Annotated in this window: 12 protein-coding genes; 6 read left to right on the forward strand and 6 right to left on the reverse strand. The window is 72.5% G+C overall.

What is annotated here, in order from left to right:
* Nucleotides 1-150: 150 nt before the first annotated feature.
* Together ACFT4A_RS12320 and ACFT4A_RS12325 are read left to right on the forward strand one after the other, a co-directional pair.
* The gene (locus tag ACFT4A_RS12320; RefSeq protein ID WP_382828574.1) at nucleotides 151-1,143 is read left to right on the forward strand and encodes a hypothetical protein; all 993 of its coding nucleotides are present in this window, start codon (nucleotides 151-153) and stop codon (nucleotides 1,141-1,143) included.
* Nucleotides 1,144-1,195: 52 nt separating this feature from the next.
* Nucleotides 1,196-1,819, forward strand: coding sequence for an HAD family hydrolase (locus ACFT4A_RS12325; protein ID WP_382828577.1), 624 nt, complete (start codon nucleotides 1,196-1,198; stop codon nucleotides 1,817-1,819).
* On the opposite strand, the gene ACFT4A_RS12330 is transcribed toward ACFT4A_RS12325, so the two are convergent.
* Entirely contained in the window at nucleotides 1,798-2,046 is a 249-nt protein-coding gene (locus ACFT4A_RS12330; RefSeq protein ID WP_382828580.1) for a hypothetical protein, read from the reverse strand. The two genes, ACFT4A_RS12325 and ACFT4A_RS12330, sit on opposite strands and share 22 nt — an antisense overlap.
* 164 nt (nucleotides 2,047-2,210) lie before the next feature.
* Between ACFT4A_RS12330 and ACFT4A_RS12335 the strand changes: the two genes are divergently transcribed.
* Complete coding sequence (locus ACFT4A_RS12335; protein WP_189729237.1) at nucleotides 2,211-2,594, forward strand: cold-shock protein; 384 nt, start codon at nucleotides 2,211-2,213, stop codon at nucleotides 2,592-2,594.
* 6 nt (nucleotides 2,595-2,600) lie between these two features.
* Here ACFT4A_RS12335 and ACFT4A_RS12340 read toward each other — a convergent pair whose 3' ends face one another.
* The 4 genes from ACFT4A_RS12340 to ACFT4A_RS12355 form a co-directional block, all read right to left on the reverse strand.
* Nucleotides 2,601-3,449, reverse strand: coding sequence for a 1,4-dihydroxy-6-naphthoate synthase (locus ACFT4A_RS12340; protein WP_382828582.1), 849 nt, complete (start codon nucleotides 3,447-3,449; stop codon nucleotides 2,601-2,603).
* Nucleotides 3,439-4,161: a futalosine hydrolase gene (locus ACFT4A_RS12345; protein ID WP_382828585.1), complete on the reverse strand. Its 723-nt coding sequence runs from the start codon at nucleotides 4,159-4,161 to the stop codon at nucleotides 3,439-3,441. The genes ACFT4A_RS12340 and ACFT4A_RS12345 overlap by 11 nt, the downstream gene beginning before the upstream one ends.
* Nucleotides 4,131-4,604: a DUF2771 domain-containing protein gene (locus ACFT4A_RS12350; RefSeq protein WP_382828588.1), complete on the reverse strand. Its 474-nt coding sequence runs from the start codon at nucleotides 4,602-4,604 to the stop codon at nucleotides 4,131-4,133. The genes ACFT4A_RS12345 and ACFT4A_RS12350 overlap by 31 nt, the downstream gene beginning before the upstream one ends.
* A 61-nt stretch (nucleotides 4,605-4,665) precedes the next feature.
* Nucleotides 4,666-6,066: an MFS transporter gene (locus ACFT4A_RS12355; RefSeq protein ID WP_382829098.1), complete on the reverse strand. Its 1,401-nt coding sequence runs from the start codon at nucleotides 6,064-6,066 to the stop codon at nucleotides 4,666-4,668.
* A gap of 262 nt (nucleotides 6,067-6,328) precedes the next feature.
* Here ACFT4A_RS12355 and ACFT4A_RS12360 point away from each other — a divergent pair, with 262 nt between their 5' ends.
* A complete protein-coding gene (locus ACFT4A_RS12360; protein ID WP_382828591.1) occupies nucleotides 6,329-7,258 on the forward strand; it encodes a DUF3027 domain-containing protein in 930 nt (309 codons plus the stop codon).
* A 579-nt stretch (nucleotides 7,259-7,837) separates the two neighbouring features.
* Nucleotides 7,838-10,966, forward strand: coding sequence for a sacsin N-terminal ATP-binding-like domain-containing protein (locus ACFT4A_RS12365; protein WP_382828593.1), 3,129 nt, complete (start codon nucleotides 7,838-7,840; stop codon nucleotides 10,964-10,966).
* 13 nt (nucleotides 10,967-10,979) lie between these two features.
* Here ACFT4A_RS12365 and ACFT4A_RS12370 read toward each other — a convergent pair whose 3' ends face one another.
* Nucleotides 10,980-11,210: a hypothetical protein gene (locus ACFT4A_RS12370; RefSeq protein ID WP_382828596.1), complete on the reverse strand. Its 231-nt coding sequence runs from the start codon at nucleotides 11,208-11,210 to the stop codon at nucleotides 10,980-10,982.
* A 207-nt stretch (nucleotides 11,211-11,417) separates the two neighbouring features.
* Here ACFT4A_RS12370 and ACFT4A_RS12375 point away from each other — a divergent pair, with 207 nt between their 5' ends.
* The gene (locus ACFT4A_RS12375; RefSeq protein ID WP_382828599.1) at nucleotides 11,418-12,326 is read left to right on the forward strand and encodes a hypothetical protein; all 909 of its coding nucleotides are present in this window, start codon (nucleotides 11,418-11,420) and stop codon (nucleotides 12,324-12,326) included.
* The last annotated feature ends 2 nt before the right edge of the window (nucleotides 12,327-12,328 follow it).

Genomic DNA, 12,328 nt, shown 5'->3' on the forward strand with positions numbered 1-12,328 from the left:
GGTCCACGGTAGCGGGTCGCCTCCGGCGGCCGGGCCGACCGCGGGCCGCCTCGGCCTCGATCGCCGGGCGGTCTTTTGGCCGACCCGCCGGTCCTCGCGATACCGTCGTCCGACGGCGTCAGCCAACGCACCCGCCCCGGAGGGGACTTCGTGGGGATTGAGAGCGACCAGGTCGTTTACGAGTATCTGAGCCGTGTCGGCGACGTGGCCCAGCAGCGGCAGTTGTCCTCGGCCACCCGGATGCGCCTGGTCGCGGACCTGCGCGACGAGATCGACCGGCGGCGCGCGAAAGCCACCGTCGACTCGCCCGCCGCCGTCCGCCGCATCCTGACCCGCATGGGCAGCCCCGACGAGATCGTGGCGGCGGCAGCGGAGGGCACCGGCGGTGTGCCGCGGAGCGCAGCCCCCGCTCCGGCCTCCGTGCCCGTGCAGCGCGACGCCGAGCCGGAGGAGCGGGCGAAGGGGATGCTGCGGCGCGTCGTCCCGCGGCCCCGCCCCGCGCGGCCCGCCGAGGAGTCGCACCCGGCGCCCGCCGAGGGCCCGGCCCCGCCGCACCTGGCCGCCGGGCACGAACTCGGGGACAGCGTCGTCCAGCCCGACTGGTGGCGGGTGGACAGCAGCCCGTTCGGTGTGGGCGAGGAGGTGCCGGGCTTCGTGGGCGGTGTGGAACTGCCGGACCTGCTGAAGCCGCCGCAGCCGAGGAAGCCGGAGCCGGAGAAGACGGCGGCCGAGCCGCCCGTCGAGGCCGTCGAGGAGGAGGCCGTCGCCGGAACCCGGCGCCGCCGCCTCCCCGGTCTGCCCTCCGGCAACTGGAGCAATCCGCTGCTCCTGGCCGCCGCCGGTCTGCTCGTCGCGGGCGCCGTGCTCGGCAACTGGTTCGTGCTCCTCCTCGGCTGGCTCATCGCCTACGCCTCGCGCCGCCTGACCCAGGCGGAGACGAAGTGGGCGGTCATGGTCCTGCCCGGGCTCGCCGTCACCTCGGGCCTGGTCTGGCTCTGGGGCAGGATGAACGGCCGCTGGGGCACTCCGATCGCCGAGGGCCACATGAACGACGCGGTCTCCGAGACCTGGCCCTGGGTGGTCCGGGGCGCGGCGGTGGCGTCGGCGCTGTTCCTGGTGTGGCGCTCGCAGCGGCAGAAGTAGCCCACGTCCCGGGCACCCCCGGGACGCCTGTCGGCCATACGCCCTGGGCACAATGGCGCATATGGCACTCACCGTCGGTTTCGACCTGGACATGACCCTCATCGACTCCCGTCCCGGCATCCGCGCCTGCTACCAGGCGCTGTCCGAGCGGACGGGGACGTACATCGACGCCGATCTGACGGTCACGCGGCTCGGGCCGCCGCTGGCCGAGGAGTTGATCAACTGGTTCCCGGCCGAGGAGGTCGCGGACATGGCCGTCCTGTACCGCGCGATGTACCCGTCGATCGCCATCGCCGCGACCCCGGCGATGACCGGCGCCGCCGAGGCCATCGCGGCCGTACGGGAGGCCGGCGGGCGCGCGATAGTCGTCACCGCCAAGTACGAGCCCAACGCCAAGCTGCACCTCGCCCACCTCGGCATGGAGCCCGACGCGGTGATCGGCGACCTGTGGGCCGAACAGAAGGCGGAGGCGCTGCGCGAGCACGACGCGGGCGTCTACGTCGGCGACCACGTCGGGGACGTGCGCGGTGCCCGGACGGCCGGCGCGCTGTCCGTCGCGGTGGCCACCGGCCCCTGCCCCCCGGAGGAACTGCGCGCGGCGGGCGCGGACGTCGTCCTCGGCGACCTCACCGAATTCCCCGGGTGGCTTTCGGACTACCGCCCCGCGCGCGCCTGACGCCGGCCGGCCGCCACGGAACGCAGTACTCCCGCGCCGGCCGTCAGGAAACCGACCGCCATGAGCATGCTCAATCCGAACATGTACGTCGGAAAGGGCGTCGTCCCGAGGAACAGCGGGGCGACCGTGACCAGTGTGGCCACGGCACCGATGAAGAAGACGATGGCACCGGCACGGACCAGACGGTCACCGGGCGCGGCGGAATTCGTTTGGGTTTTGTCAGGCACCGGACCAGGGTAGTTCCCTGCCCGAAGGAACAACCCGGTGACGTCTTGTCACCGGCCTGAAGAGCATTAGCCTTGGTACCGGCGGGTCCGTGCGGCCCGCCCGAGTGCTATCAAGAGCCGTTTCCAGAAGCAGTTTTCCGACGAGTACGAGGACGAGGACAGACGTGCCTACCGGCAAGGTCAAGTGGTTCAACAGCGAGAAGGGCTTCGGCTTTCTCTCCCGCGACGACGGCGGTGACGTCTTCGTCCATTCCTCGGTCCTCCCCGCCGGAGTCGAGACGCTCAAGCCCGGTCAGCGCGTGGAGTTCGGCGTGGTCGCCGGGCAGCGCGGCGACCAGGCACTGTCCCTGACGATTCTGGACCCGACCCCCTCGGTCGCCGCGGCGACGCGCAAGAAGCCCGACGAACTCGCCTCGATCGTCCAGGACCTCACGACCCTGCTGGAGAACATCACCCCGATGCTGGAGCGGGGCCGCTACCCCGAGCGGACCTCCGGCAAGAAGATCGCCGGCCTGCTGCGGGCGGTCGCCGACCAGCTGGACGTCTGAGGCTTCTCAGGGAAAGCGCAGCGCGTTCGGGCCGAGGGGCGGTACGAGTCCCTCGGCCGCCGCGCGTGTCAGCAGTCCGCGTACGGCCGCGTAGCCGTCCTCGCCGAGGGCGGCCGTGAACTCGTTGACGTACAGCCCGATGTGCTGGTCGGCGACGGCCGGGTCCATCTCCTGGGCGTGCTCCATGACATACGGGCGGGACACCTCGGGGTCGTCCCAGGCGGCGCGCACGGACGTCCGGATGGAGTCGGCGAGCAGCCGCAGCTTCTGCTCGCCCAGCGACCGCTTGGCGATGATCGCGCCCAGCGGGATCGGCAGCCCGGTGGTGTGCTCCCAGTGCTCGCCCATGTCGGCGAGCTTGTGCAGGCCGTAGCCGCCGTACGTGAAGCGCGCCTCGTGGATCACCAGCCCCGCGTCGACCTTCCCGTCCCGCACGGCCGGCATGATCTCGTGGAACGGCAGGACGACGATCTCGCCGACCCCGTCGGCCAGGGTGTCGGCGGCCCACAGCCGGAACAGCAGATAGGCGGTGGACTTCTCGCTGGGCACGGCGACGGTGCGCCCGGCGAGGTCGACGTCCGCCTCCCGCGTCAGCACCAGCGGCCCGCAGCCCCGCCCCAGGGCGCCACCGCAGGGCAGCAGCGCGTACTCGTCGAGGACGTACGGCAGCACGGCGTACGACACCTTCAGTACGTCGAACTCGCCGCGCTCGGCCATGCCGTTGGTGACGTCGATGTCGGCGAAGGTCACGTCGAGGGCGGGGGCGCCGGGGACGCGGCCGTGGGCCAGGGCGTCGAAGACGAAGGTGTCGTTGGGGCAGGGGGAGTACGCGATCTGCAACTGGTCACTGGTCATGCCGGTTCCAACTCTCCAGTACGGGCACGAGCTTCCCGAAACCCTCGGTCAAAGCGGCCAGAGCGTCCCCGATGCGCCAGGCGGCGCGGTCACGCGGCCCAACGGGATTGGAGATCGCCCGGATCTCCAGCACGGGCACCCCGTGCGCGCCGGCGGCCTCGGCGACGCCGAAGCCCTCCATGGCCTCGGCGAGAGCGGTGGGGTGCCGCTCGCGCAGCGCCGTGGCCCTGGCGGCCGTCCCGGTCACGGTGGACACGGTGAGCACGGCCCCGGCACGGGCCCCGGCGGCCTCGGCGACCCGCCGTACGAGGTCCCCGGGCGGCTGGTGCCGTACGGTCCCGAACCCGAGCTCCGTGACCGACAGGAACCCGTCGGGTGTCTCGGCCCCCAGATCGGCCGCGACGATCTCATCGGCGACGACGAGCGATCCCACGGGCGCGTCCGGCTGGAACCCGCCCCCGATCCCGGCGGAGACCACGAGGTCGTAGGGGGTGCCCTGGAGGGCGGCGGCGGTGAGAGCGGAGGCGACGGAGGCGGCGGCGAGGGCGGGCCCGACACCGGCGTCGATCACATCGATGCCGCTACCGCTGGTGCCGTGGGCTGCGAAGCCCTGTGCCACCGCGTCCCTCTCCACGGGAACAGCGGTGGCGACCAGCACCCTGCCCAGCCCAGCGGCAGCGATTACGCGTCCTTCTCCAGCTTGAAGTTCCACAGGCCGGACGTGTCCTTCTCGCCCTCCTTGATGGAGACCAGCGTCGAGTCGCCCTGCGCGCCGTACTGGGCGTTGAAGAACACGCTGCCCGGGATGGTGCGGTACGTCTTCGTGCTGGCGTCGGTCAGCGGCTGACCGTTCATCAGGATCGTCCAGCCCTTGTCGGCGATCTCCGGGTCGACACCGAAGCGCACGGTCTCGTCCGGGTCGACCGAGATGGACTTGATGCCCTTGTCCTTCAGACACTGCGTGAGGTCGGCGGGCTTCAGGGCGTCGCCCTCGCCGCCACAGGTGGCCTCGGAGTTCACCGAGTCGCTGCCCACGGTGACCGTGGCGATCGGCGTCGGCTTGTCACAGGCCGACAGGACGAGCAGTCCGGCGGATACGACACCGACGACAGCGACGGCGCGGCGGCGTCGCACTACGGATTGCAACGTGTTCATGGGCGAAGGTTATCGGGCACACGACCGGGAGTGCCCACGCGGGGTACGGCGTGCCCGACGGCTACGCCACACGCGGCCGCGTCGCCCCGCCGCGCCGGGCCGAGTGGATCAGCCCCCGTACGGTCGTCAGCCAGCCCCCGGCGACGATCGCCGCGCCCACCGCCAGCCCGACCGGGCCGTCGAGCGGCAGCGCGATGCCGATCGCCCCGCCCAGCACCCAGGCCATCTGCAGCAGGGTCTCGGAACGGGCGAAGGCCGAGGTCCGGACCAGTTCGGGCACGTCCCGCTGGATCAGCGCGTCCAGGGACAGTTTGGCCAGGGCCTGCGCGAAGCCGGCCATCGCCGCCAGGCAGGCCACCAGGACCGCGCTGAAGAACACGGACGCCAGGACCGCCACGCCCACCACACACGCCACCACCGTCACGATGATGATCTCCGGCGCGCGGGAGCGCAGCCACGCCCCGACCGCCGTGCCGAGCGCGTTGCCCACGCCCGCCGAGACGCCCACGATCCCCAGGGACACGGCGGCGCTCTGGCCCGAGACCGGGTGCTCGCGGAGCAGGAAGGCGAGGAAGAAGATCAGGAAGCCGGTGAGGCAGCGGATGGAGGCGTTGGCGGCCAGGGCGTGGGTGACGGCCGGGCCGACCGTGCGCAGCCCCGGGCGTTTGACGGGCCGGCGGTGCGGGCCGTGCAGATGCTGTTCGTCCGCGGCCAGCAGCGCGGTGTCCTCGCCCTTGGCGGAGTCCACCTTGGGCGGCAGCGTGAACGACAGGACCGCCCCCACGATGAAGAGCACGAAGGCGCCGTAGAGCGGCCAGCGCGGCCCGATCTGCTGGAGTCCGGCGCCGATCGGGGCGGCGATGCCGGTGGCGAGGAGCCCGCCGAGGGTGACCCGCGAGTTGGCCTTCACCAGGGAGAAGCCGGGTGGCAGCAGCCGGGGCACGACGGCGCTTCTGACCACCCCGTACGCCTTCGACGAGACGAGGACGCCGAGCGCCGCCGGGTACAGCTCGATCCCGCCGGTGACGACGGCTCCGGACAGGACGATCGCGAGCAGCGCCCGGGCCAGCATCGCGCCGGCCATGGCCGCCCGGCGGCCGTGCGGGATGCGGTCGAGGAGGGGGCCGATCACCGGCGCGAGAAGCGTGAAGGGCGCCATGGTGATGGCGAGGTACAGCGCGACGCGGCCGCGGGCCTCGTCGGTCGGGACGGAGAAGAAGACGGTCGAGGCGAGGGCGACGGTGACCATGACATCGCCGGCGCCGTTCACGCCGTGCAGCTCGATCAGCTTGCCGAGGCCGGACTCGCCGGCGCCGTGCGCGTGGGTGGCCTTGCGGATGCCGCGGGCGGTTCCGGTCACCGGGAAGTGCAGGGCACGGCCGACCGCGCGGAGGGAGCCGCGCATACGGCCCGGTCCGCTCAGTCGGCTGCTTCCCTTGGTGGGCGTCTTCGCGGCTGCCACGACGTCATAGTGCCCCGAGAAGGCTGTGGGTAGTGCCATTACCGCTTGTATAGGGCCTGTGGGGTGACTGTCGGATGACTGCCCGGTCGTCGGGTCATGGGACCGTCGGTGTACGCGACGTGGGGCGGAAGGGTAGCGTGCGTATCTCAGCCATCCCGCAAAATGGATGAAGGATGTCGACGCGGTCCCCCGGTCCGCTCCGTCCGCCCCCGCGCCGGGAGTGGCGCACTCGTGAGACGGCGTATGGAGAGAAGCGATACCTGTGAGCGCAGCGACAACGCGAAGCCGCACCCCTGACCGTCTGTGCGCCGAGGCCGTCGACCTCGCGCGTGCCGCAGCCGAGGAGGCCGCGGCGCCAGGGATCGTCGGCGAGCACGTGGGAACGGTCTCCGAGGGGGACCGCGTTGTCACACACTTCTTCGAATGCCGGGAGCTGGGGTACCGGGGCTGGCGCTGGGCCGTGACGGTGGCCCGGGCGTCCCGGGCGAAGATCGTCACGGTGGACGAGGCGGCGCTGCTGCCCGGCCCGGACGCGGTGCTCGCCCCCGAGTGGGTGCCGTGGAGCGAGCGGCTGCGCCCCGGCGACATGGGGCCTGGTGATCTGCTGCCCACGGACGCCGAGGATCTGCGTCTGGAGCCCGGCTACTCGGGCGAGGACGAGCCGGCGCCGAATTCCCCCGTGTCGCACGAGATGGCCGAGCTGGTGGAGGCGGAGGACGCGGACGTCACCGCGGGACCCCCGTCGGGTTTCCTCCCGGCCATCCCCTCCCGCGGCTCCATCACCGGAGTGGCGGAGGAGCTCGGCATGCGCCGGGCCCGCGTCCTGTCCCGCTACGGCCTGTACACCGCGGCCGACCGCTGGGAAGAAGCGTTCGGCCCCAAGACCCCCATGGCCCAGTCGGCCCCGGCGGCCTGTGTCACCTGCGGCTTCCTCGCCCCCATCGGCGGCTCCCTCGGCCAGGCCTTCGGCGTCTGCGCCAACGAGTTCTCCCCGGCCGACGGCCGCCTCGTCTCCCTCACCTACGGCTGCGGCGGCCACTCCGAGGCCGCGGTCATGCCCCGCCCCCCGCAGCCGCCCTCCCCGGTCATCGACGAGACCCGGGTCGACCCGTTCCCGCTGCGCCCGGCGCCGGACTCGGGTTCGGTCGAGGCGACGGCGGACGAGAGCACGGAGGAGCTGGGCCACTCGTAGCCGTGCCCTCGCCCGGCCGCTGAACGGCTATGTGTCCAGCTCGTCCGAGAAGATCTGCTCGGCAGTGGGTGCGATCACGGCGCGTCGGTGCCAGTGGCGCAGGGTTTCGAGGTCATCGCAGCTCACGATGCGCTCGCGGACCGCTTCGGGGACGTCGATGCCACGGACGTCCAGGACCTCCAGGACGTCTGCGGCCCCCCGCCGAGCCTCACCCTCGGCCCGGCCTGTTCCGCGGCCGGGTGCTTGCCCAGGCCTTGTGCGATGGTTCGACGATCGGGTCTGTGATGGGGTGCGGGGTGTCCCGCAGGACGGTTGCGGTGCATCGCCTCGTGGGGCGAGCTGACCATACGGGGTCCTGTGAGGGTGAGTGTTGCTTACGGGATCGGGCATGCCTCTGGCATATGCCGAAAGGGCTTCGTCTGAGCGTAGGAGCCAACTGCTGCTCTCTTGCTCCCAGTTGATGACGTTCACTCGCGTGAGTGAGTGAGCCCGGGGGCATCGCCGGCGTCGGGCGGCGTGCGCAGCCCCGATCCCCAAGCGGTACCGTCTCCTCACGTCGACGAGGAGAAGGTACGGAACGTGAGCAGCAAGTTCGTGCGGCCTGCCGCCGAGGGGGCCGATCCGTTCGGTACCGCCCGACTGCGGCGCGGTGTCCTCGACGCCTGGGCCACCAGCCCCGCCCGGTTCCGTGAGGACGCCAACGCCGAGGAGGACCTGGTCCTCGGCGGCTACCGGGACCGGCTCGTCGTCGAGCTCGCCCAGAACGCCGCCGACGCCGCGGCCCGGGCCGGGGTGCCGGGACGGCTGCGGCTCACCCTGCGCGACGGGGTCCTCGTCGCCGCCAACACCGGCGCCCCGCTGGACGCGGCCGGTGTGGAGTCGCTGTCCACGCTGCGGGCGTCGGCGAAGCGGGAGAGCCAGGAGCAGGCCATCGGACGCTTCGGCGTCGGCTTCGCCGCCGTCCTCTCGGTCACCGACGAGCCCGCCCTCATCGGCCGGCACGGCGGGGTGCGCTGGTCCCTCGCCGAGGCCCGGGACCTGGCCGCCGAGACCGCCCGGCACAGCCCCGGGCTCGGCGACGAGGTCCGCAGGCGTGACGGGCACGTCCCGCTGCTGCGGCTGCCGTTCGCCGCCGAGGGCACCGCCCCCGCCCCGTACGACACCGCCGTCATCCTGCCCCTGCGCGACGACCCCGCCGCCGCTCTCGCCGAGCGGCTGCTGCACGCCGTGGACGACGCGCTGCTGCTCGCCCTCCCGGGCCTCGAAGAAGTCGTCGTGGAGGTCAACGGCGAGACGCCGCGTACGATCACCCGCCGCACCGACGGCCCCTTCATCGTCATCGACGACTCCGGCGACGGCGTCACCCACTGGCGTACCACCGAGGCCCACGGCCCCCTCACCCCCGAGCTGCTCGCCGACCGGCCCGTCGAGGAGCGGCTGCGTCCGCGGTGGTCCGTCACCTGGGCCGTGCCCGTCGACAGCGACGGCAGCCCGGCCCGGCCCCGCACCAGCCCGGTCGTGCACGCCCCCACGCCCAGCGACGAGCCGCTGGGTGTCCCGGCCCTGCTCATCGCCTCGTTCCCGCTGGACTCCACCCGCCGGCACGCCGCCCCCGGGCCGCTGACCGACTTCCTGGTCCAGCGCGCGGCCGACGCGTACGCCGAACTCCTCGGCGACTGGCGGCCGGTGACCGCCGGGATCATCGGCCTGGTGCCCGGCCCGCTCGGCAAGGGTGAGCTGGACGGCGCCCTGCGCCAGGCGATCCTGGAGCGGCTGCCGAGGACCTCTTTCCTGCCGCCCGCCGCCGAGCCCCAGGAGCACGACGACGACCTGCCCGACTCCCTCCGCCCCCGGGACGCCGAGATCGTCGAGGGCGCGGGCGCGGACACCGTGCGGGTCCTCGCCGAGGTGCTGCCCACCCTGCTGCCCGGCGGGCTGGAGCGGCGCGCGGAGCTGCGGACCCTGGGCGTCGCCCGCGTCCCGCTGACCGACGCCGTCGACCGGCTGGCCGGGCTGGAGAAGGACCCCGGCTGGTGGCGGCGGCTCTACGACAGCCTCGCCGGGGTGGACCCCGACCGGCTGTCGGGCCTCCCCGTGCCGCTCGCCGACGGCCGTACGACGATCGGCCCCCGGCAGGTCCTCCTGCCCAGCGCGGAGGCTGCCCGTATCGACCCCGAGGTGCTGGCCCGGCTCGGCCTGAAGGTCGCCCACCCGGACGCCTCCCACCCGCTCCTGGAGAAGCTCGGCGCCCTGCCCGCGACCCCGCGTGCCGTGCTCACCACCCCGCAGGTCCGGGCGGCCGTCGCCGCGTCCCTGGACGACGAGGGCGGGGTGAACTGGGAAGAGGACACCCTCGACGCCGACGAACTGGCCGACACCGTGCTCGCGCTGGTGCGGGACGCCGGACTGGAGCCCGGCGACGAGCCCTGGCTCGGCGCCCTCGCCCTGCCCGACGAGGACGGCGAACCGGCCCCCGCCTGCGAACTCGTCTTCCCCGGCAGCCCCTTCGCCCAGGTGATGCGCGAGGGCGAACTCGCCGCCGTGGACGCGGAGCTGGCCGGCCGGTGGGGCGAGCAGCCGCTCGCCGCCTGCGGGGTCCTGGCGAACTTCGCGCTGGTCCGCGCCACCGACGTCGTCCTCGACCCGGACGAACTGGAGCCCCGCGAGGGCGACTTCGCCGAGCCCGACGACGCGGGACTGCTGGACGCCGTCGACGTGTGGTGCGAGGACATCCTCGACCGCTTCCCGGACAGCCCGGTCCCGCCGGTCGCCACGGAGATCATCGCCGTACGGGACCTGGACCTGGTCGACGAGGACAAGTGGGCCCAGGCCCTGGCTCTGCTGTCGCAGCCGCCCTACCGGGACGCGATCGTCGAGCCCGTGCGGATCCTGCTGCACGACGGGACCCACGAGGTCGTACGGCCGTACGCGGCGTGGTGGCTGCGCGGCAACCCGGTGCTCGACGGCCGCCGCCCGGCCGGACTGCGCGCCGCCGGCGGCGACCCGCTGCTGCGCGGTCTCTACGACGAGGCCGACGCCACCGGCTTCGAGGACGAAGAGGTGCTGCGCGCACTGGGGGTCCGCACGTCCGTCGCCGCGCTGCTGGACGAGCCCGGCGGGGCCGCCGAGCTGCTCGACCGGCTCGCCGAGCCCGAGCGCGAGGTGGCGGACGCCCAGCTGCACGCCCTCTACGGCGCGCTGGCCGAGCTGGACCCCGAGCAGGTGACCCTGCCGGACGAGCTGCGCGCGGTCGTCGACGGCCGGGTGGAGGTCGTGGACGCGGCCGACGCCGTGGTCGTCGACTCGCCCGACCTGCTCCCCTTCACCGCGGGCGTCCCGCTGCTCCCGGTCCGCCCCTCCCGGGCCGCCGATCTGGCCGAGCTGTTCCAGGTACGGCGCCTGAGCGAGTCCGTCACCGGGCAGGTCGGCTCCGAGGGTGTCGAGCACGACGTACCCGAGCCGGTGCGGATCCTGCTCGGCCGGCTGACCCCGGCCTCCTACGTCGAACACGAGGAACTCGTCGTCGACGGCGTGGAGATCGACTGGCGCCTCACGAACGACGGCGTCCTGCACGCCGCCACCCTGGAGGGCGTCGCGGCGGGGCTGGCCTGGGCGGCCGGGCAGTGGCCGCGACGGTTCGAGGTGGCGGCGCTCCTGGAGGACCCGTCCCGGACGGAGGAGCTGGCGCGGGACCGGTGGTTCGACTGACGACCCGTTCCCGTCAGTCCGCTTCGGGCTCCAGGAAGTAGTCGTACGTCTTCAGGTCGAGGGTGATGCCGGTCAGTCGCCGGACGCGAGCGGCGTGTTCCCGCGTCAGGGGATACACGTCGACCAGTTGGTCCGCCGGCATCCCCAGAAGCTCGCCGAACGCCTCCGCGCCGGTGGCGGTGACGTCGGTGGACGAGTCGGGGATGTCCTCGTCCTTGCGATAGCGGGTGACAAGAAAGACCACGGTGTTGCTTTCCGGGATAGGAGGGGATCTGCGGTCTTGGTCCAGGCCACGTCGGCGGCTCTGAAACTCCCGCACAAAATTTTCACTTCTCGTACAACCATGCGCACCAGTCACGTATCTGATCACGTGAGTCAACAGACTCCACGATCACTTGGGCCCCATGGAGCCGACGACGAGCGCCGGGGCCCCTCTCCACTTGGAGAACGCATGCGCATCCGAGCCACCGTGGCCGCCGTCACCGGCGCCCTGGCCCTTTCCGCCTTCGCCGTGCCGGTCGCGCAGGCCGCCGAGCCGAAGGTTCCCGCGGACATCGCCGCCGCCAGCGCGGTCGTCCACGCCGACTCCGGCCGGTCGGCTCTCGCCGCCGCCGCGGAGGGCGAGCCGTACGCCCTGAACGCGACCTTCTCCTCGGTCAAGGTCAACAACGGCAAGAACATCTCCGCCGGCACCACCAACCTGGTGAAGGTGCCCGTCTCCTTCAAGCTGACGCACGGCGCGGACGTCGACATCCACGCGGCCGACTTCTTCGCGGGCATCGAGCTGTACCGCGGCGCCTCCTTCGAGGACTCGGCCTTCTTCTTCGACAGCAACGACGCGAGCTGCACGGACTCCTCCGCGACCGTCGCCAACTGCAAGGCCACCGTCGAGATCGACCCGTTCGCGCTGCTGAACGAGGACGCCGGCTCCTGGAAGGCCGCGGGCTTCGCGGTCGCCTTCAACGGCGAGAACCCGGAGGAGCCGAACCTGGACAAGGTCGGTGTCGCGGTGACGGACCCGACCAACTCCTTCAAGCTCCAGCGCTTCTCCAAGCTGACGGTCAACGCCTCGCCCGAGCCGGTGAAGAAGGGCAAGACCATCACCGTCACCGGCAAGCTGTCCCGCGCCAACTGGGACGACAACAAGTACCACGGCTACACCAACCAGTCGGTGAAGCTGCAGTTCCGCAAGAAGAACTCCGACACCTACACCACGGTGAAGACCATCAAGTCGAACTCCACGGGCGAGCTGAAGACCACGGTCAAGGCGTCCGCGGACGGCTACTTCCGTTACTCCTTCGCGGGTACGACGACCACTCCGGCGGTCAACGCCGCGGGCGACTTCGTGGACGTGAAGTAAGG

It is taken from the genome of Streptomyces sp. NPDC057099 (assembly GCF_042671245.1).
Classification (GTDB): Bacteria; Actinomycetota; Actinomycetes; order Streptomycetales; family Streptomycetaceae; genus Streptomyces; species Streptomyces purpurascens.

Bases quoted from the DNA above. Each gene is read 5' to 3' on its own strand.
- ACFT4A_RS12350 (WP_382828588.1), bottom strand. From the start codon at position 4,604: ATGAACACGTTGCAATCCGTAGTGCGACGCCGCCGCGCCGTCGCTGTC.
- ACFT4A_RS12375 (WP_382828599.1), top strand. From the start codon at position 11,418: ATGCGCATCCGAGCCACCGTGGCCGCCGTCACCGGCGCCCTGGCCCTT.
- ACFT4A_RS12325 (WP_382828577.1), top strand. From the start codon at position 1,196: ATGGCGCATATGGCACTCACCGTCGGTTTCGACCTGGACATGACCCTC.
- ACFT4A_RS12340 (WP_382828582.1), bottom strand. From the start codon at position 3,449: ATGACCAGTGACCAGTTGCAGATCGCGTACTCCCCCTGCCCCAACGAC.